Raw genomic sequence first — 19,461 nt, forward strand, 5'->3', positions numbered from 1 at the left:
AGTCGGCACTTTCTTGTACTTGATATACAAATAACCGCCTGAACACATGTAACATGTGCTTCAGACGGCTCAACAACTAATATGATTATTTCTTCCGATAGAAGAATGTCTCTGCTGTCTCCAGACCATATTGTCCTGGGGAGAAGATCTGCTCCGTACTGCCCACAAACAAAATACCGCCTGGACGCAAACTTGCTGCAAATTTGTGATACAACAGGTTTTTGGCTTCCTCAGTAAAATAGATCATGACATTCCGGCACACAATCAGATCGTATCCATCGTCAAAACGGTCCACGAGCAAATTTTGTTTCATGAACTTGATCGAATTTTTGAGTTGCTCATCAATACGGTATACCAAGCCATCCTGCTTGAAGTAACGGTTCGCCGTTTCCTTTGGCACATCCTTAAGTGAGCGTTCCATATAACGCCCTTCCTTGGCTTTGGCCAATGCACCTTCATCCAGATCACTTGCCGTAATGGAGCTGTCCTTCAAAATTCCCATCGTATCTAGAATCATGGCGAGTGTATAAGGTTCTTCACCTGTTGAACAAGCTGCACTCCAGACTTTCACACGTCGCTTGGAGCCCAGTAGCTCAGGCAGAATCTCGTCCCGTAGTACTTCCCAACGATTGGGATTACGCCAGAATTCCGAAACGTTAATCGTCATACGATCAAGAAACTCGAAGAACAATGATTTATCTTTCTGCATAGCATCAAAAAAATTAGAAAATGTATGAAACCCGTTTTTGTTGCGAAGTGTGGTCAGCCTTCTTTTCATCTGGCCTTCCTTGTATTGAGCAAGATCAATGCCTGTGCTCTCTTTGATTTTACGAATGAATCCGGTGTAATCCGGGTCTAGTAATTGTTCTTGCTCCAGCATCGTGTATCACCCTTTTGGCTAATAATTACAACCAGGCTGCGATGCTCTTGTCATATACCACCAGTTCATCTGAAGCAAAGAAATTTTCTGCTTCACGGGAAGCACTTTCCGGTGAATCTGCCCCATGAATCAGATTATGTGGTGTGTGGCTGGCGAAGTCTCCGCGAATGGTCCCCGGAGCGGCTTCCTTCACATTGGTTTTTCCGATGACGATGCGCGCAAGCGCCACAATATCGTCCCCTTCCCACACCATGGCAAATACAGGCCCAGATGTGATAAAACGAACCAAATCATCGAAAAAGGGTTTGCCCTCATGTTCAGCATAATGGCGTTTTGCCTGATCCTCAGACATCTGCACCAATTTGCCTGCCACCAACTTAAATCCTTTGTCTTCCAGACGGCTAATAATTCGACCGATCAATCCACGCTGCACACCATCCGGCTTCACCATCAAAAATGTACGATCCATCAGCTCACTCCTCACTCACGGTTCAAAGTTAATCACTATGTAAACGCAATCCCTCTGATTGTAACATACATGTCCAAATCCTCCCAATGAGGAATTTCACACATCTGTTCTCCTTCGGGTGTGAGTACCTGTGTCAGACCCAATCAACTATGCGTTGTCCAGTCCAACATGTGAGTCGAAGGTCATACAAAGTTTAATGCGTACGTTTAACCACAAAATGAGCGATATCACGCAGGTTTTTGGTCGTCTTGATGTTAGGTAGCTGATCGAGAGCATCGAGCGCTTTCTTCATATATCGGTCAGCAAGGGCTTCTGCTTTAGCAATTCCTTGACTTTGGCGAATCATTCCAATTGCATCCGATGCACTTGCCCGTCCTTCTTCATGTTGGACACGGGAAATCTCCTTCAACAGAGGTTCACGCAGATCGGACTCTTGCAGCGCATACAGCACAGGAAGAGTGATATTTCCCTGCTTCATGTCACTGCCAGGTGGCTTGCCGAGTTGTTTCTCGGTACCCACCAAATCAAGTACATCATCTTGAATCTGGAAAGCCATACCCACATTGTATCCGTACGTATACAGCAAGGAAGATACATGCTCAGGCGCACGTGTGGCCAAAGCTCCTAACTGACAGCTAACCGCAATCAGAAGTGCTGTTTTGCGACGAATCCGCAGCAAATAGTTTCGGACGCTTTGTCCCGTATTGAAAAAGTCGCGAATTTGCTCCATTTCACCGATGGACATCTGTACCATGGCTTTGGCAAGTATACGATGAATAGCTGGATCGGATAATCCGGCAGTCATTTCAAGTGCCTTACCGTAGATATAGTCTCCAGTATACATGGCGATCCGATTATCCCATTTTGACTTCACCGTGGGTTTGCCTCGGCGTGTCTCCGCATTATCAATAACATCATCATGAACGAGAGATGCGGAATGAATGAGTTCGAGCGGAACCGCAACCAGCTTCAGACGTTCAATGTCATATGTACCAAATTTCCCGCCAAGTAATACAAAAACGGGCCGCAACCGTTTTCCTCCTGCTTTGAGCAAATGAAGCGACGTTTCACTCAGCAGCTTCTGTTCTCCTCGAACACTGCGATACAACTCTTTCTCAATGTAATCCATGTCCTTTTTTAACAACCCGAAAATATCCAATAGTTTCATTCGTTCACCCGTATCAGCGTATTGTCAGTCCATAAATCCATGCTTACCTTCCCCTCCAGCAAGTCGGGCCTGCAGGCATTACGAAAAACCCGGCTTACCGTTCTTGCTTGTGTTTTTCTATAAGGTAATCTAACGTATTCTTCTTCTCCGAATGTCATGGCCGACACCCGGGAATTAAACTCTGCGACTTGTTCTGAAACAAAATACAGAAGTTGCCGGAGCATGGGTCAAGACTGTGGTTCATGAAGACTCACCATCAGCACTCACCAATACCCCGGGATTCGGGGGACAAATAAACCGAGCAACACTTTGGCAAAAAACTGCCTTGTATCGGACTCAGTCGTTATCCCCGTTCATCCGGTTCTCCCCATCTTGTAAACAGTTGATGTGGGATGCGCAAGCTATCCAGCACTTTACCCACCAAAAACATAATCAACTCATCCATAGTCTGAGGTTTGTAATAAAAAGCAGGCATAGCCGGTATCATTCGTACACCAAGACGGGAGAGCTTCAGCATGTTCTCCAGATGGATTGCATGGAGAGGCGTCTCACGTGGTACGAGGATCAATGTTCTTCCCTCTTTCATCATAACATCGGCTGCGCGGGACATCAGATTATCCGACGATCCCTGCGCGATGGACGAAAGAGTTCCCATAGAACATGGCATAATAATCATGCCATCGGCCAGATAAGAGCCACTTGCAATGGAGGCCCCTATATCACTCACAGGATGATAGATCAGAGAACCGGCACGGTTGCCGAATTTTTCTTCCAGCACCGCGTCACGATTCGTCACATCCCAGTCCATTTCTTCTTTCAGTACACGCCACCCTGCATTGGATATGACCAGATGAACGTTATATTCCAAATCAAGCAGCGTTTCAATCAATCGAATGCCATATATGCTGCCACTCGCTCCGGTAATTCCGACAACCAGTCGTTTATTGTCCGGCTGCTGCACCATTTATTTCACCGCCAGATCAATCAAAGTGAACGTAAATACGATTAAACTAAGCAAGCTGTTCATGGTAAAGAATGCCGTTTGAACACGACTCATATCATTAGGCGATACAATATAGTGTTGATAGAACAGAATACCATACGTTACCAACATGCCTGCGCCATACCACCAGCTCAGATCTGTCATCAACAATAACGCAAGAAAACCAATTGCAGTAATCACATGGAAGAACTTGGCGATCTGCAATGATTTAACCAGGCCAAAACGGGAAGGTATGGAATGAAGGCCTTCTCCCTGGTCAAATTCAAGATCCTGACATGCATAGATAATATCAAAACCTGCTGTCCAGAACACAATCGTAACGTACAGGACAATCGCTGTCCAATCCATCGTCCCCGTTACGGCTACCCAGCCACCAAGCGGAGCCAAACCAATCGTCATACCTAGAACGACGTGGCATAACCATGTGAATCGTTTGGTGTACGAATACAGTACCAGCATAAACACAGCAATAGGCAACAGCTGCATGGATAATACATTAAGATTGGATGAGGCCCAGAATAACAATATAAAAGAGATAATGACGAATATAACAACTTCCCCATTTTTCAACAGTCCTGCCGGGATCGCTCTCATCGCGGTACGCGGATTTTTGCCATCAATCGCTTGGTCAATAATTCGGTTCAAACCGAAAGCCGCACTACGTGCGCCGACCATCGCAAGCAATACCCACATGATCTGCATCCAGCTTGGGAAGGTATCATTCACTACCATGGAGCCGAGGATGGCCCCCATAAATGCAAAAGGTAAAGCAAAAAGCGTATGTTCAATCTTGATCATTTCTAAAAAAATGCGAATTTTCCTAAACATGCTGATTCTCCTTGGTTCCAATATGCAGTGCCGCGATGCCTCCGGTTAGAGGGTAGGCCTGCACTTGTTGCAATCCAGTTTCTGCAAAAATGTCTGCCAGTTCCTTCCTTCCCGGAAAAATGGCCAGAGAGTCGGGCAGCCATTTGTACTGCTCAAAACTTTTAGCGAACACTTTGGCAAGATTCGGTAAAACCTTCTCAAAATAAAAATAATAAATGCCTTTGAACGGCTGCCATGTTGGCTTGGACAATTCCAGGCACACAACCATACCGCCCGGTTTGACCACACGTTTCATTTCAGACAACACTTGTCTGAGATCAGGAACATTGCGCAGCCCGAACCCAATCGTCACATAATCAAATGAATTGTCTTCAAAAGGAAGTGACATGGCATTACCCTGTGTAAGGGTAATCTGCTTCTGACGCTGCACGGCATTGATCTTCGTTTGGCCAACTTCGAGCATATTGCTGCTGAAATCAAGACCATGCATGTGCCCCGTTTCACTTGCCTCTGCCATGGCGAGCGTCCAGTCACATGTGCCGCAGCACAAATCAAGACCGGTGTCGCCCTTGGACATATTCATCTTTTTCATGGTGAATTTGCGCCAAGCCTTATGCCTGCGGAAACTTAGAATATCATTCATGACATCATATTTTCCGGCTATACTCTGAAAAACCGAATGGACATATTCTTCTTTCGGTTTGGTCTCTCCGCTCCCCATTCGTCTGTCTCCCCCTCAATCTTCCCTTACTGCCGCATGTGAAGGCTGCAAATATGTTAAGTACGGCTCAAGAATTGCATGTATCTCATGCAAGCCCATCAGCCCTTCCTCGTCTTGCAACAACAGTTGAATGCGGTGTGTACACTCGCGAAGCTTGTCCAACAAAACCTCGCCAACCCTATGCTTCAGCACCATAGCGTTCCATACACGTGCATCTGGTTCAGACTGACGCAGAACACTGCGCTCATCGTCCTTACCATACTCGTATATGTGCCAGTATGCATAGCTGTGAAGAAATTGTTGTTCGTCATTCATCCGCTTCAGTTCTTCCACGATCGTTTCGCAGGAGCTGAATTCGGTCAACAGGCTGTTCCATAAGGACTCTTCCTTATCTTGAATCATGCCTGTAAATGAAAGAAACAGCTGCATCCTCAGCTGTACCGTTTCACGCAAGTATTCATCAGCCGAAACGAGAAGCTTCATCATCCGTTCATACAGCGTCATCTTGCGTGCGTTCACTTCGGATACAGCAGCACTGAGTTTGCCAATCATTTCAATTTTGCCCGCATGGGCAAGCAATTGATAGAAACGGCTACTTAAATAATCCCCGGCGAGCACATTCAGCTGGCGTGAACGCATCTCCTGCTCTCTTCGCTCGCCGGAAATGGTATCGATTCGATCATGCGTATCCATGGCCAACTGAACGAGCGAAGTTGCGAGAGCATATAGCTCTTGATGCACCTTTTCGTCTGTGCGGCCCACAAATACCTGCAACAGACGTGCCCGGCTATCCGGAAATGATGGGATTTCCGTATGTTGTCGAATCATGTCGTATTCCGTATATTTCTTTGCTAGTTGGGGTACGCGATATGAATTCATTCTCAGCCTCCGAGCCTTAACATTGTTAAACCATTTCTGCACTACAATCTTATATATTATAGCATATGTTGAACGGGCACGCACTGAATCCTGCTATTCTATTACCCCTGACTTGTCATTTCGAATTGCTTCTTCCAGAGTTCGGTCTCCATCAAATGAAACCAGTCCTTCAATTCATCCGAAAAGGCTGCACTTTTCCAGTTCCGTAATGTTTCAATCGCATACAGGGGCCACTCTCCACGCCGAATGTCAGCAGCAAGCAACAGATGTCGTTTATGCATCCATTCATCTTCTGCCATCACACGTAGCAGCACCTGATCCACGTTGTCCAGACTCCGAAAGCCCAGATCCGCTACAGCTGCCATGTTCTCATAGATTTCAGTGTAACTCGTAGCCGTCCCTTTAACCTTGAGGTCCAGTCTCAAAATGGACTGTTTCCATTCCACTCTTGCAATGGGTGTAGATAGTTGCATGGAGTTTAGCACATCAACCAGATTGTCATCCGTTAGCTGGACTGGATGATGTGATGCAGAGACAGGTTGTACGTTTTCCCCGCCTAATGTACGCATATGTAAGGTTTGTATCGCAACAAGCAGAAAGACCGCCGCAACCGTTGCCAGCATTGAAGCAGTAACAATCATCCGCGGTTTCATATACGCCTCCCTGCCTTTACCTGTTAGTGTAGTCTGTCCGGTAAAGGCTCATACCTCATTGTACAATGAAAAAAAGCAGGCTATGCCTGCAATCTTCATTTGAGCGTATTTAACCTGTGCATTACTCCGATTCAATCTGTCCATGCTTGGTAATCAGCGTGGCTTTGCCCCGGATTTTAATAGCTGAAGTATGGGTGGTAAATTGGGCAAACATCACTTCACCCTTGTCCAATTTCTCGGTGTGGTGAAAACGTGTATCCTGACCTCGGGTTAATCCGATCACCTGGACACCATTTTCCTCTGCCTTAATTACAATATAATCATTGCCGGTTGGCTGATCCATCACGCATGTCCCCTTCTTTCGTTCAATAGCGTTAATGATGATTAAAGTTGTTTCATTTGTCAACCAGCGCCTTATACGAATGAACCGCAAGATTATGCTACCGTCGGGTCATACTACAGCTGTACAGCCACAGAAAGGAGAATCTGCATGAAGTACACCCCTGCCGCGCTTACTGACGAGCATATTCATCAGTTAAAAGAAATTGAACAGCATCTGTCTGCAGCTGCTGGCGAAGAACTGATTCTCGTAGCTTATGCCGGGCAACCGGATGATCCTGAACCCTCGGATAACCGCAAGAATCATCGTTAAAGGGCAAAAGAAAAGGCCGTGAACAAGTCACGGTCTTTTTGTCGACATATGGAATATGTAGAAATCTTATTTAATTCCGTCTTTGAGCGCTTTACCTGGTTTGAATGCAGGAATTTTGCTCGCAGGAATTTCGATTTCTTCACCTGTTTGCGGGTTGCGTCCTTTACGTGCAGAGCGCTCGCGAACTTCGAAGTTCCCAAAACCAACCAATTGTACTTTATCTCCGCTTTGAAGAGCCTCAGAGATTGCTTCGAATACGGCATCAACCGCTTTCGTTACATCTTTCTTGGACAATTCAGTCGCTTCGGATACATGTGTAATCAAGTCTGATTTGTTCATTTGTTTTTCACCTCCTGTATCAATGTCCTGAATGTTATACTGTGTTTCCGTTTTATAGCGAAATATACGTTCATACGCAAAAAATCTACGTACATCTTGAGCGATGAACACAAATCTCCGCCTGCGGTCAACAGTCATTTTCGGCAGAATGTCGCCTGAAACCACGGGGATTTCAGACGCCGAACAAATTTCATACTAATACAGACAGCCCACAATTTCAAGTCCGGTTGCGGTTTAAGACGTAAAATGTAACCGCCAGGGCAAGCACGAGAACCCCACCTTTTACAATATCATGTGTGAAATACTGTACGTTCATCATCGTCAAACCGTTCACGAGTACACCAATCAGGACTGAACCGATGAAGGTTCCGATGACATTCGGTTTACCCGCGCCAAACACAGAGAAACCGACAAATACCGCAGCGACAGATTCCATTAACAACGGTGATCCGGCATCAATCTGCCCAGATCCCACTTTGGATGCATAGATGATACCACCGATTGCAGCAAACACTCCAGCGGCTACATAAGCGAGTGTACGCACCTTTTTTACCTTGATTCCGGACAGACGCGCCGCTTCCTCATTACCGCCTGTAATGTACATCTGCCGCCCGTATTTTGTATACGTCAAAAAGATATGCACACCGATGACGGCAATTAGCAGCAGGATGACCGATATCGGCATACCCAGCCATTTACCCTGCCCTATAAGCAGGAATGTCGGGTCCATCTCTCCCGCAGCTTTGCTTCCATCAGGGAACTGCATGTGATTGTAAATGGTATATCCCTGCGCATACGTTTTGTGAATGCCCCCGATGATGTACATCGTGGCAAGGGTCGCCAGCAGATCCGGAATACGCAATTTTACGATCAGCAAAGCGTTCAGTAAACCAATAACAGCCCCGATAATCAGTGGCACAATAATGACAATCGCTAGTGGCTGCTGATACCAAATCATTAACGAAGCAGTAACGACGGTGGTCAATGAGACGGTCGCCCCCACCGAGAGATCGAATCCATCAACAATGAGAGATAACGTAACACCAATCGCTACAAAGGTAACGATAGAGATCGAGCCCAAAATATCGGTCAAGTTACTGTACGTAAAGAAATAAGGCAATTTAATGCCGAAAAATGCGATAACACCTATGATGACAATAATCGCCCCGTAACGGAACGCAAAATCCAGTGATTTATCCTTCATGATTGCACCTCTTGTCCACCGCTTGCATAGTATAGCAGCTGTTCTTGATTAGTCTCGCCCCGTTTGAACTCTTTTACGATAACACCTTCGCACATAACAGCGATTCGGTCGCCGATTCCCATGCCTTCATCCAGTTCACACGTGAAATAGATTACGCCTTTACCCGCCAAAGCCAGTTCATTGATGATGCGGAAAATGTCACTTTTTGCCCCAATATCCACGCCCTTGGTTGGTTCATCAAATATAAATACATCCGCATCCGCATTAAGCCATTTACCAATGGCTACCTTCTGCTGGTTACCACCACTTAGATATTTTACTTCCTGTTTTACGGACGATGTCTTGATTCCGAGTTGTTTCACCAATGATTCCGCATTCTGACGCTCCCGCTTGCGGCTTACGAAACCTAATGTACTGAGGCGACTAAGCAAAGGTAGACTTAAATTCCGTTCCACGTTCTCCTGAATCAGAATTCCTTGTTTACGTCGCTCCTCCGGTACAGAAACAATCCCCAGAGCCGCCGCATCCGCAGGCTGAGACAAGCGGAGGTTACGGTTGTTAAGCCGGATCTCGCCTCCCTCCAGTCGATCTGCGCCAATCAGCAAACGAGAGCTTTCCGTTTTACCAGCGCCTACCAGACCCACTACAGCGAGGACTTCACCTCTGCGTACAGACAAGTCAACACCCTTGACCTTCACTCCACGACGAAGCCCACGTGCCTCCAGTAATAATTCTCCCACAGGTGCTTCCGTCTTCGGAAACTCTTCCTCAAATGGCTTGCCCAACATCTGTGTGACCAGGTCGTTGATTGTCAGCCCCTTAGCTTCACCAGTAAATACATGTTGCCCATCTCTCATGACCGTAACGCGATCACAGTGACCCGTCACTTCAGCGAGGCGATGGGTAATGAAAATACAAGCTACACCCCGATCCTTCAGGAGATGAACGATTCGGAAAAATGCATCCGTTTCTTCCTGACTGAGTGGTGCAGTCGGTTCGTCAAAAATGATGACCTTGGCATCCTGAATCAAAATCCGTGCCAGCAATATCATCTGTTTCTCTGCAAGCGTCAGATCGGCCACTTTTTGGTGAACCGATATGTCTGCTCCTAATTGCTTCAGTGCTTCAACCGCACGCTGTTGCAGCTTCCGCGGACTCTTCCACCAGCCTCCAGCAGATGAAGCCAACTGATCCAGCATAATGTTCTCCGCAGCCGTCAGCTGTGGCACTAGTGCCGCATCCACTTCCTGATACACACAGTGAATCCCACTTGCCTTCGCGTCTCCCGGGGAACTCAAGTGAAGCGCTTGTCCACTCAACTGAATCGTACCCTGATCCAATTGATAGGCACCAGACAGAATTTTCATTAACGTGCTCTTACCGGCACCATTGGCACCGAGCAGCGCGTGAATCTCCCCACCTTTAACAGAGAAATCCACATCCTTCAGTGCAGGTATGCCTGAAAACTGCTTGTGGATATGTTCCATTTGAAGCAGAATCGGTGCAGTGCTCATGATGTTAACCTCCAATCGTTCCCATCCGGGAGTTTCCCTTTTCTCATCCTTATCTCGCGTATCTTCATTATGGTGGAAAAAGCGCGCCTTGCGGCGCGCTTCCCTTACGCTGCTTATTTAGCAGTAATACCGTATTCGCTCATCCAATCCTTAATTCCTTGTGTACTGCCTCCCCAACCTTCAACGAACTCCGACAGCTCTGAAGTGGAGATTTGTTTATCTGGCAAAGCTTCACGTTGAACATAGACCGGGTTAAGCACAACTGCATCTTCCGTCTCGTCCCCGTTCAGCTTCTGATAAGCATAACGAACTTGTACACGTCCGATGTCTGTAGGATCAACCGCAGCGGAAGCAACCCAAGGGTTTTTCGGGTCTTGAATCATTTGCAGGTCCTCGTCACTCATATCAATACCATACACTTTAATCTCGTCACGTCCGGCTTGTTGAATGGCACGCGCTGCACCTTTGGCGAACTCATCCCATGCAGTCCATACAGCTGTAATTTCGCCTTTTGGATATTGTTTGAGAATAGCCTCCATTTTGGCTTGAGTATCCAGCGCCGGGTTCTGTGCAGAACCAAATGTAGCTATTTCCTTGATGTCCGGATTTGCTTTCAGGAATTCACCGTATGCGATCTGACGGCGTTCCATCGGCGCGAATCCAGCTACCCATACTTTTACGATGTTGCCTTGTCCATTAATATCTTTTTTCATTTGCTCCAGCGTCAGCTCAGCCATCTTCTGGTCATCCTGCGACAGGACTGTTGCTCCCGGAACACTAATGGCTGCGTCGAACACGACCACTGGAATTTTTTGTTCTACTGCCTTCTTCACACCTGGCTCTAAAAGGGAATCCCCATGATCCGTGAGAATGGCATCGAATTTCTGATTAATTGCGCTATCTAACAATGATACCATCTTCGCTTTATCATTATCGGCAACAAACGTAGTCAGTTCCCCACCGAATTTTTCGATTTCTTCTTTGACACCTTGCACATATTGCTGCGAGAAAGTACCTGTATTGAATTCCATAATAAGTGCGATTCGTTTGCCGCTTAGAGGGCCTGTGACTGCTTCCGTTTTCGGTGTATCATCGGATGCACCCGAAGCCGGAGTAGATGCCGGTTCTTTTTTGATTCCGCAAGCAGATAGCGCCAATGTGAATACTAGTAACACACTCAACCATACCCATTTAGTCTCTTTTCTTTTCATCTCTGTTTCCCCCTGTTCACTCTCTGTGATCTCGATCACAATAGTTGAATATTAATATAACGGCTAATTCCTAGTATGTAAATGGGTTTTAGTAATTTAAAGCTAAAAATCGCTAAGTTTTTTCGAAAGCATCATTCTTCCTATCCATTTCATCCAAAATCAAGAAATCACACTAAAAAAGACCGCGAGGGGATGCCCCCTTACGGTCCTTTGATGTCTTACAGAATGATAGCGATCAAGCCACCCGAACCTTCGTTAATGATTCTTCCCAGCGTCTCTTGCAACTTGTATCTTGCATTATCCGGCATCATGGCAATCTTGCCCTGAATACCTTCTCGCACGATGGAGTGCAACGAACGACCGAACATGTCTGAATCCCATACCTTGATCGGATCGTTCTCGAAATCCTGCATCAGGTATCTCACCAGTTCCTCACTCTGTTTCTCCGTGCCAATGATTGGAGCGAACTCCGATTCCACATCGACCCGGATCATGTGAATGGACGGTGCCGTTGCTTTCAGACGTACGCCAAATTTGGTGCCCTGACGAATGAGCTCCGGTTCATCCAGAGCCATCTCGGCAAGAGACGGAGCAGCGATGCCGTATCCGGTCGTTTTGACCATCTCCAGCGCTTCTGCGAAGCGGTCATATTCTCTCTTCGCATGCGAGAACTCCTGCATCAATTGCAGCAGATGATCCTTGCCCCGAATTTCAATTCCGACCACTTCCACGAGAATCTGATCATACAATTCATCTGGCGCATACAGGTCAATTTCGGCTACACCCTGCCCCATATTCATGCCACTCAGGCCTGCGCGATCAATGAATTCATATTCCATGAACTGAGCAACAACCCGATCCACGTCACGAAGTCTGCGGATATCCTTAACGGTATCCCGTACGGAATTTTCGTAGTTGCTACGCAGCCAGTGAGTCTCGTTCAGCACCATAACCCAGCTCGGCAAGTTTACATTCACTTCATGCACAGGGAACTCATAGAGCACTTCACGAAGTACCCCCGTCACATCATCTTCCGTCATGGTCGCTGCACTGAGTGTCATCACCGGAATGTCGTATTTGGCAGCAAGCTCACTACGCAATTGCAGGGCTTCTTCACTACGAGGACGAGTGGAGTTGATGACCAGGACAAACGGTTTACCCACTTCTTTCAATTCCGCAATAACTCGTTCTTCGGATTCCACATAGGAACTGCGGGCAATTTCGGCGATCGTGCCGTCTGTTGTTACCACAACACCCAGTGTGGAATGCTCCTGAATGACTTTGCGAGTACCAATCTCAGCGGCTTCCTGGAATGGAATTGGCTCCTCGAACCAAGGCGTGGAGATCATGCGTGGACCATTCTCATCCTCGTATCCCTTGGCTCCTTCCACCGCGTAACCTACACAATCCACAAGGCGCACATTGACATCGAGTCCTTCTGCCACCTTGATTTGGACTGCGTTATTCGGTACGAATTTCGGTTCCGTGGTCATGATGGTCTTACCTGCTGCACTCTGTGGAAGTTCATCCACGGCCCGACCACGATCTGCCTCGTTTGTGATGTTTGGTAATACAATGGTTTCCATGAATCGTTTGATAAATGTTGATTTACCCGTCCGGACTGCGCCGACAACCCCGAGATAAATATCCCCTCCGGTCCGCTCAGCTATGTCCTTAAAAATGTCCACTTTCTCCAATGAAATCCCCTCCCTAAATTACTCCGAAGGAAAAATGCTAAAGAGCATCCGCTTCGTTTTTTCAATCAGAAGACTGAAATCCCTGCAACGGTAGAGCCGCCTTTGTGAGTGCCCGGAAGTCGTCCGCCGCCGAACGTTGCATTCTGATGAAACCGGCGAGAGCGGCGTTAACTCGTACATGCAATTGGACTAGTATCATCTTATGTATCCGTATGCGGCAATATGACGCGTATTTTTGTTTTTTTATCTTATGGTGATGACATTAGGAGAATCCCCCGATCTCGGACTGCGCGTCTTTATTTCAATCTACTTTATGTGATCCATGAAGCTTTTATGACGGTTACTGCTCATCATTTCAGAATATAAAAAGAGATATCCCTTATTTGGAATATCTCTTTTTGAACCATTGGAGCCATAATTGTTATACCGTTAGATCATTTGAATGGCAACCATGCTTATTTTATTAGCTGTGCAACAGGAGCATTATTTTGCCAAGCGTAGGGAACCGATTTAACGGGTACGAAGTAGGAATGTTCCACCAGAAAATCGCGAACATCATCATTCTCCGCCGGAGACACTTCAGACTTTTCCACCGCCTGCATAATATCAAAAGCATAATCCACATAGACCTTGCCTTCGTCATCCATCATAAAAGGTAAGGCCTGGCCCGAATATACACTATTCAGCGTAACGGAAGGAGTACCTGCCTGAGCAGCCTGCGCCATATCCACAGCATATAACCCCGGGTACAATTCTTCCCCGCTTGGCAGCTTATTGTTATGTACGGACTTATACTGATTAACTATTCGTTGCACATCGTTTACTTTCTGTACGGTCAGAAGATCCATCACTTTAACGGTCGGATTCACTTCTTCGTCCTGAATAAGGAAGTAAGCGCTCCCACCACTTTCAAAAGCAGTCCCCGGTATTTCATCCAGATACCCCAGTTGTTTCAACTTGGGCAGATCGACTCTGAACTTCTCATATTTTGGCGTAGCCATATCTGCATTGATGATTGGCAAAATCCCCTCATCTTGCTGGAATGTCTCTACCGCACTCTGGATACGACTCACACTTTCCCGATAGGCGATCTTGGGGTCCGAATTGCTTTGGGATGGATACATACAACCACTTGCTGTAAAAGCAAACAACAGGAATAACAGTAGACCGCCCATCTGATGCATAAGACGCTGCCGTCCGCTCCCTTTAACACAGTCTGGCTTGTTTCTAATCATCCGTATCCTCCTTGAATAACTCATTAGAGAATCAATTTCATAACGCTCAGAACCAGTCGTCTTCCTGTTGCTGACGTTCCAGTTGTTTCCGAATGGCTGCCTTCAGCGGGTCCTCTGGAACATGAACCGATAGAGATCCACACACCTTGGCCTGACAGGACAGTCGTGTACCTGCTTCCAACAGTGAACCCAGCTTACGCTTTTCTGCATCAGTTGGTGGATACAGTTCCGCCCGATGTTCTTCGTCCACGTTCACTTTGCACATCAAGCAAGCCGCTTTACCATCACAACGGGTCGTTATCTTGACTCCGGCACGTCGTGCTGCATGCAGAAGTGTTGCACCTGGTTTGAGCGCTATCGATTTGTTCATGGGTAAAAAAGTAACTTTATAGTCCATCATTTTCCTCCTTCAACCTACTGGGGCCATGCAAAGCCAACGAGTTCTTCCACTTCGGCTCTGAAGCGGCTTGTCCATACATTCTGTTGACTTAACAGCGTCATTATAGGTTGATGTTCATGCGGTTGCTCGCGCATCTGTCTTGCAATGGGTACATACCGATCTTCACGACCTCGCAGCAGATTAAACAACAGCTCATGCGCAAGCGGCATCAGTCGCAGGGTATACGTACCCACTTGTGCTACTGGTGCATGCGGAGCAAGTACATGTTCAATCTCGATACGGTACCAGCTTTTGCGAGCCCAGATTTCGAAACCACCAACCAGTTCCAGCGCACATGCTCCAACCTGATAGTGGCTCAGCAGAGAAGCATAAGGTCCTGTCTTATCCACTGTAGGCTCGTCAAGCATTACCCCCGGAGCGAATCGGTGAAGTTCCTTAGCAGCAGCAACATCCGCATAGATATCAATATCTCTGGGAGCCTGTTGCAACTCCACCCCCTGAAGCAGCAACCCACAGCTTCCTCCAAGCAACCATGTCTGTGGCTGTGTGTTCCAGGCTTTGGCCGTTTCCAGCAAAGCCGCGTGTAATTCCGGATAACGCTCTGTCCGACCCTCCGTATCATGCGGCCCCATAGGCTCACACTCCCCTCATCCGTGTTCATTGTGTCAGTTCTTATGATGTGCTTATGCGGATGTTATCCTTCAGGCATAGGAAATCAGGTCAGAGATGCGATTCCACCGAAAAAGCCAATCAGCATAATCAAAAATGCAATCAAAGAAAGAATCCCCCGTACAATGCCTTTTGTTTTGGCACGAGCAAACGTAATCAGGAATACAGATAGTCCCATAATGAGGATGGCGACCAATGACAGCCACATCTTGTCCATTGCGCTCATAATCCAGCAGTCTCCCCTTCAGTCCGATATTCATCACTGACACTGTGACAATTGCAACCATTATAACACGAAATTCAGCTTAACTTTCCAAAAAAAAGACAAAAAAACAAGCCGGTAGGAGCCGACTCGTCTTTTTGTCTTACTGGATCACCTGCACGAGCAGGCGTGATCTATTATTTTTTCATCATCATTTTCATTAACGATTCCATACTGCTTGGATTCAATCCGCTTTTCTTGACCGCACTCACAATATCCTTAACTGTATCCTCAGATACCGGAACTTTCGCCATGGCGGATACTTGTTTGATCAATTGACGCAACTGAGCTTCATTCTGGATCGTTGTTGGTTTTACCGTGCTTGCCAATTTCTTGACAGCACCTTCTGTTATCGTTTTACCCGTTTTCTTGTTGATTGCATTCAGTGCATCTTTCGAAATGTTGTTACCCATTCGTCTCCCCTCCTCCGGCAATACTCATGTGTATAGTATGAGTCCGCCACAGAAAAGGTGAATAAGCTTCTTATTTCACAAGGTACGTTTAGGTAATTACAATCAAGAATGCCACTGCTCCCAGGTTTCAAGCTTCATGACTTCCATTTCAGTCTTCGGGTCACGTCCCATCAAGGCTTCAACCGCATCACGCGGCTGTCTCTCCTGGAATAAAACGTGATACAACTGATCCGCAATCGGCATTTGCACACCGTATTTTTGCGAGATGAAATAGGCAGCTTGCGTGGTTCGAATGCCTTCCACCACCATGCCCATCGACTTCAGGACATCATCCAGCTTCTGTCCCTGGCCCAACATGGAACCCGCTCTCCAGTTCCGGCTGTGCTGACTTGTAGCCGTTACAACCAGATCTCCGATTCCAGCAAGTCCCGAAAACGTTAACGGATTTGCGCCCATCTCCACACCAATACGTGTGATCTCTGCCAGACCGCGAGTTAACAACGCTGCTTTGGCATTATCACCGAATTGAAGACCATCGGACATGCCTGCACCCAGAGCAATGATGTTTTTGAATGCACCTGCAAGTTCAACACCAAGCATGTCCCGATTCGTGTAAACACGGAAATAGGCATTCATAAACAGAGCTTGGGCCGCCTCGGCAGATCCCTTATCCAGTGAGGCCACAACCACTGTCGTTGGGCATCGTTTCACCACTTCTTCCGCATGGCTTGGGCCAGAAAGGACAACAACACGCCCTTCTTCACATTCCAACTCTTCTGAAATGACTGTGGACATCCGTTTCAGGCTTTCTGTCTCAAAACCTTTGGTTGCATGAATGATTAACATCTCAGGCTTATAATAAGCCTTAAGCTGATTCGTAACTGCACGCATGGCTGAAGAAGGCGCAACAATTAACACAGCTATGGCGCCTTCCACCGCAGCTTCCATATCAGTTGTTGCCCGAATTCGTGGTGAAAGCTCTGCATCCGGAAGATAGCGAGTATTGGTGTGCTTGTTATTAATTTCCGTAGCCTGGTCTTCACCACGTGTCCACATCATCACATCTAATTGATTTGCAGCGAGTACACTGGCCAGAGCCGTTCCCCAGCTCCCGGCGACCAGAACAGCAACTTTTTTAGACAACTCGTTTACCCCCTCCAGGGTTTTTCGATCCCAATTTATTTTCCTGTCCTTTGGCGAGCTTCGCAATATTGGTACGATGTCTCCAGAACGCAAACAGACAAATAATCAGACTCCCCCAGAAGATATTCATTGAATATCCGGGTAATACCAAAATAAAAATGGGTGTAAATGCTACAAAAATCAAAGATCCCAATGAAACATATCGTGTCAATACAATAGACAGAATGGCGATCACCCCAGCACATAACGCAGGCAGGAAAGCAAGGCTCAACAGAACACCAATAGCCGTCGCAATCCCTTTTCCTCCACGAAAATGGAAGTAAAGCGGCCAGTTATGTCCTGCAATGGCTGCTATACCACTGAGTGCAGGAATCCATGCAGAACCGTCGCCCAGCCAGATTCCAATCCATACAGCTACAACACCCTTAAGTACATCAAGCAGCAGAACAGCAATTGCCGGTCCTTTACCCAAAATACGCAACGTATTGGTAGCTCCTGCGTTTCCGCTTCCGTGCTGACGAATATCGATCCCCCGTATCGCTTTGGCAAGGAGGACACTAAAGCTGATTGAACCGAGCAGATAACTCAGTACAATCGCTGCGATTTGTAAAATCACACACTTCTCCCCTAACTTTCGTCGGACTTCCTCCGAGTAAATATGCGAATTGGTGTTCCTTCGAAATCAAACGCTGCACGGATTTTATTCTCCAGATAGCGCTCATATGAGAAGTGCATCAATTCCGGATCGTTCACAAAAACAACCATGGTCGGAGGCTTAACGGCAACCTGAGTCACATAGTTAATTCTCATTCTCCGTCCTTTATCCGTTGGCGGAGGGTTAATAGCTACTGCATCCGATACAACATCGTTAAGCAGATGCGTTTGTACACGTAACGAGTGTTGGTCCGCTACACGTTTTACAACTGGCAACAGTTTTTGTAAGCGTTGTTTTGTGAGGGCTGACAAAAATACGACCGGAGCATAAGTCATAAACAGGAAGTGATCCCGAATTTTCTTCTCAAACTCTTTCATCGTCTTGTCATGCTTCTCTACCACGTCCCATTTGTTTACGACAAACAAAGACGCTTTACCAGCTTCAAATGCATAACCTGCAATATGCTTGTCCTGTTCAATAATGCCTTCTTCACCATTAATGACAATCAGAACAACATCTGCACGCTCAATCGCACGCATGGCACGCATTACACTGTATTTCTCGGTTGTTTCATATACTTTACCGCGCTTACGCATACCTGCTGTATCAATCAGCACGTAACGTTGGCCGTCTTTTTCAAAAGGTGTATCAATCGCATCCCGGGTCGTTCCAGCCACGTCACTTACAATGACACGCTCTTCACCCAGAATCGCGTTAACCAGTGAAGATTTACCCACATTAGGGCGTCCGATCAGAGCTACACGAATGACATCCTCATCGTAAACCTCTTCCTCAAGTTCAGGCAACTTCTCCACAATCGCATCAAGCAAATCACCTACACCTGTACCGTGACTTCCGGATACGCCGATGGGCTCACCGAAACCGAACCCATAAAACTCATAAATGAGCTCACTTCGTCCGATATTATCCACTTTGTTAACGGCTACAACAATAGGTTTGCCTGAGCGGTACAACATTTCTGCGACCTCTTCATCCGATTGCGTGATTCCTGCTTTTGCATCACACATGAATACAATAACATCCGCTTCTTCAATAGCGAGCTCTGCTTGCATCCGGATTGATTTTAAGATGACATCCTCACCATCAATTTCGATACCACCTGTATCAATAATACTGAATGGTTTACCGTTCCATTCGCCGATTCCGTAGATTCGGTCACGGGTAATGCCCGGCTTGTCTTCCACAATGGCCAGTCTGTCGCCGATGATCCGATTGAAAATGGTGGATTTACCCACGTTCGGTCGTCCGACAATTGCCACAACGGGTCTTGCCATACATTCCACTCCTCCTGTCCATACTTACGATACTCATCATAGCAAAAAAGATATGTCTTGGCTAACGTTTCATGCCAAAATACTCGCAATAAAAACAATCGGCGAACCCGCCTGGGGCTCGCCGATCTTGCTTTTATTATTCAGCAAAATATGCAGTATATAACTAAGAAC

The 19,461-nt window shown here is 46.7% G+C and carries 23 protein-coding genes; 1 reads left to right on the plus strand and 22 read right to left on the minus strand.

Features of this window, described 5'->3' with window-relative positions; all coding sequences use genetic code 11:
• Positions 1–85 precede the first annotated feature (85 nt).
• The 9 genes from OM416_RS04720 to mtrB form a co-directional block, all read right to left on the minus strand.
• The gene (locus OM416_RS04720; protein WP_264927481.1) at positions 86–880 is read right to left on the minus strand and encodes a CheR family methyltransferase; all 795 of its coding nucleotides are present in this window, start codon (positions 878–880) and stop codon (positions 86–88) included.
• A gap of 25 nt (positions 881–905) precedes the next feature.
• Entirely contained in the window at positions 906–1,349 is a 444-nt protein-coding gene (gene ndk, locus OM416_RS04725) for a nucleoside-diphosphate kinase (protein WP_264927482.1), read from the minus strand.
• 193 nt (positions 1,350–1,542) lie between these two features.
• Positions 1,543–2,517 carry a polyprenyl synthetase family protein gene (locus OM416_RS04730; protein ID WP_062835191.1) on the minus strand — a complete coding sequence of 325 codons (975 nt, stop codon included), beginning with the start codon at positions 2,515–2,517 and terminating at the stop codon, positions 1,543–1,545.
• Positions 2,518–2,860: 343 nt separating this feature from the next.
• On the minus strand, positions 2,861–3,481 hold the full coding sequence (locus OM416_RS04735) for a UbiX family flavin prenyltransferase (RefSeq protein ID WP_169482454.1): 621 nt from the start codon (positions 3,479–3,481) through the stop codon (positions 2,861–2,863).
• Positions 3,482–4,348, minus strand: coding sequence for a UbiA-like polyprenyltransferase (locus OM416_RS04740; protein ID WP_062835193.1), 867 nt, complete (start codon positions 4,346–4,348; stop codon positions 3,482–3,484).
• The gene (locus OM416_RS04745; RefSeq protein WP_264927490.1) at positions 4,341–5,069 is read right to left on the minus strand and encodes a demethylmenaquinone methyltransferase; all 729 of its coding nucleotides are present in this window, start codon (positions 5,067–5,069) and stop codon (positions 4,341–4,343) included. Before OM416_RS04745 ends, OM416_RS04740 begins: the two co-directional genes overlap by 8 nt.
• 15 nt (positions 5,070–5,084) lie before the next feature.
• On the minus strand, positions 5,085–5,948 hold the full coding sequence (locus OM416_RS04750; protein ID WP_264927492.1) for a heptaprenyl diphosphate synthase component 1: 864 nt from the start codon (positions 5,946–5,948) through the stop codon (positions 5,085–5,087).
• Between the two features lie 101 nt (positions 5,949–6,049).
• Positions 6,050–6,601, minus strand: coding sequence for a hypothetical protein (locus OM416_RS04755; RefSeq protein ID WP_264927494.1), 552 nt, complete (start codon positions 6,599–6,601; stop codon positions 6,050–6,052).
• Between the two features lie 121 nt (positions 6,602–6,722).
• Positions 6,723–6,944: a trp RNA-binding attenuation protein MtrB gene (mtrB, locus tag OM416_RS04760; RefSeq protein WP_105409088.1), complete on the minus strand. Its 222-nt coding sequence runs from the start codon at positions 6,942–6,944 to the stop codon at positions 6,723–6,725.
• A 147-nt stretch (positions 6,945–7,091) separates the two neighbouring features.
• On the opposite strand from mtrB, the gene OM416_RS04765 reads away from it, so the two are divergent.
• Positions 7,092–7,253 carry a hypothetical protein gene (locus tag OM416_RS04765; protein ID WP_264927497.1) on the plus strand — a complete coding sequence of 54 codons (162 nt, stop codon included), beginning with the start codon at positions 7,092–7,094 and terminating at the stop codon, positions 7,251–7,253.
• Between the two features lie 66 nt (positions 7,254–7,319).
• Here OM416_RS04765 and OM416_RS04770 read toward each other — a convergent pair whose 3' ends face one another.
• From OM416_RS04770 to der, 13 genes are all read right to left on the minus strand, one after another.
• Entirely contained in the window at positions 7,320–7,592 is a 273-nt protein-coding gene (locus OM416_RS04770; protein ID WP_024630670.1) for an HU family DNA-binding protein, read from the minus strand.
• A 217-nt stretch (positions 7,593–7,809) separates the two neighbouring features.
• Entirely contained in the window at positions 7,810–8,796 is a 987-nt protein-coding gene (locus tag OM416_RS04775) for an ABC transporter permease (RefSeq protein WP_062835197.1), read from the minus strand.
• Complete coding sequence (locus tag OM416_RS04780) at positions 8,793–10,310, minus strand: sugar ABC transporter ATP-binding protein (RefSeq protein ID WP_264927505.1); 1,518 nt, start codon at positions 10,308–10,310, stop codon at positions 8,793–8,795. The genes OM416_RS04775 and OM416_RS04780 overlap by 4 nt, the downstream gene beginning before the upstream one ends.
• Positions 10,311–10,423: 113 nt before the next feature.
• Positions 10,424–11,521 (minus strand): sugar ABC transporter substrate-binding protein, encoded by a 1,098-nt coding sequence (locus OM416_RS04785; protein ID WP_264927507.1) that lies wholly within the window; start codon positions 11,519–11,521, stop codon positions 10,424–10,426.
• 218 nt (positions 11,522–11,739) lie between these two features.
• Entirely contained in the window at positions 11,740–13,218 is a 1,479-nt protein-coding gene (gene spoIVA / locus OM416_RS04790) for a stage IV sporulation protein A (protein ID WP_036607700.1), read from the minus strand.
• A gap of 455 nt (positions 13,219–13,673) precedes the next feature.
• Positions 13,674–14,453 carry a DUF3939 domain-containing protein gene (locus tag OM416_RS04795; RefSeq protein ID WP_264927511.1) on the minus strand — a complete coding sequence of 260 codons (780 nt, stop codon included), beginning with the start codon at positions 14,451–14,453 and terminating at the stop codon, positions 13,674–13,676.
• 46 nt (positions 14,454–14,499) lie between these two features.
• A complete protein-coding gene (locus OM416_RS04800; protein ID WP_074095650.1) occupies positions 14,500–14,850 on the minus strand; it encodes a 2Fe-2S iron-sulfur cluster-binding protein in 351 nt (116 codons plus the stop codon).
• Between the two features lie 17 nt (positions 14,851–14,867).
• A complete protein-coding gene (locus OM416_RS04805) occupies positions 14,868–15,485 on the minus strand; it encodes a hypothetical protein (RefSeq protein ID WP_264927513.1) in 618 nt (205 codons plus the stop codon).
• Between the two features lie 83 nt (positions 15,486–15,568).
• Complete coding sequence (locus OM416_RS04810; protein ID WP_017687688.1) at positions 15,569–15,748, minus strand: DUF2768 family protein; 180 nt, start codon at positions 15,746–15,748, stop codon at positions 15,569–15,571.
• Between the two features lie 173 nt (positions 15,749–15,921).
• Positions 15,922–16,197, minus strand: coding sequence for a stage VI sporulation protein F (locus OM416_RS04815; RefSeq protein WP_017687687.1), 276 nt, complete (start codon positions 16,195–16,197; stop codon positions 15,922–15,924).
• 102 nt (positions 16,198–16,299) lie between these two features.
• Complete coding sequence (locus OM416_RS04820) at positions 16,300–17,340, minus strand: NAD(P)H-dependent glycerol-3-phosphate dehydrogenase (protein ID WP_264927517.1); 1,041 nt, start codon at positions 17,338–17,340, stop codon at positions 16,300–16,302.
• Positions 17,333–17,956, minus strand: a complete 624-nt coding sequence (plsY, locus tag OM416_RS04825; protein WP_264927519.1) for a glycerol-3-phosphate 1-O-acyltransferase PlsY — start codon at positions 17,954–17,956, stop codon at positions 17,333–17,335. Before plsY ends, OM416_RS04820 begins: the two co-directional genes overlap by 8 nt.
• A gap of 11 nt (positions 17,957–17,967) precedes the next feature.
• Entirely contained in the window at positions 17,968–19,290 is a 1,323-nt protein-coding gene (gene der / locus OM416_RS04830; RefSeq protein ID WP_169482442.1) for a ribosome biogenesis GTPase Der, read from the minus strand.
• Between the last annotated feature and the right edge of the window lie 171 nt (positions 19,291–19,461).

Origin of the sequence: Paenibacillus sp. LS1 (assembly GCF_026013365.1) — a bacterium.
In the GTDB taxonomy this organism is placed as follows: Bacteria; Bacillota; Bacilli; order Paenibacillales; family Paenibacillaceae; genus Paenibacillus.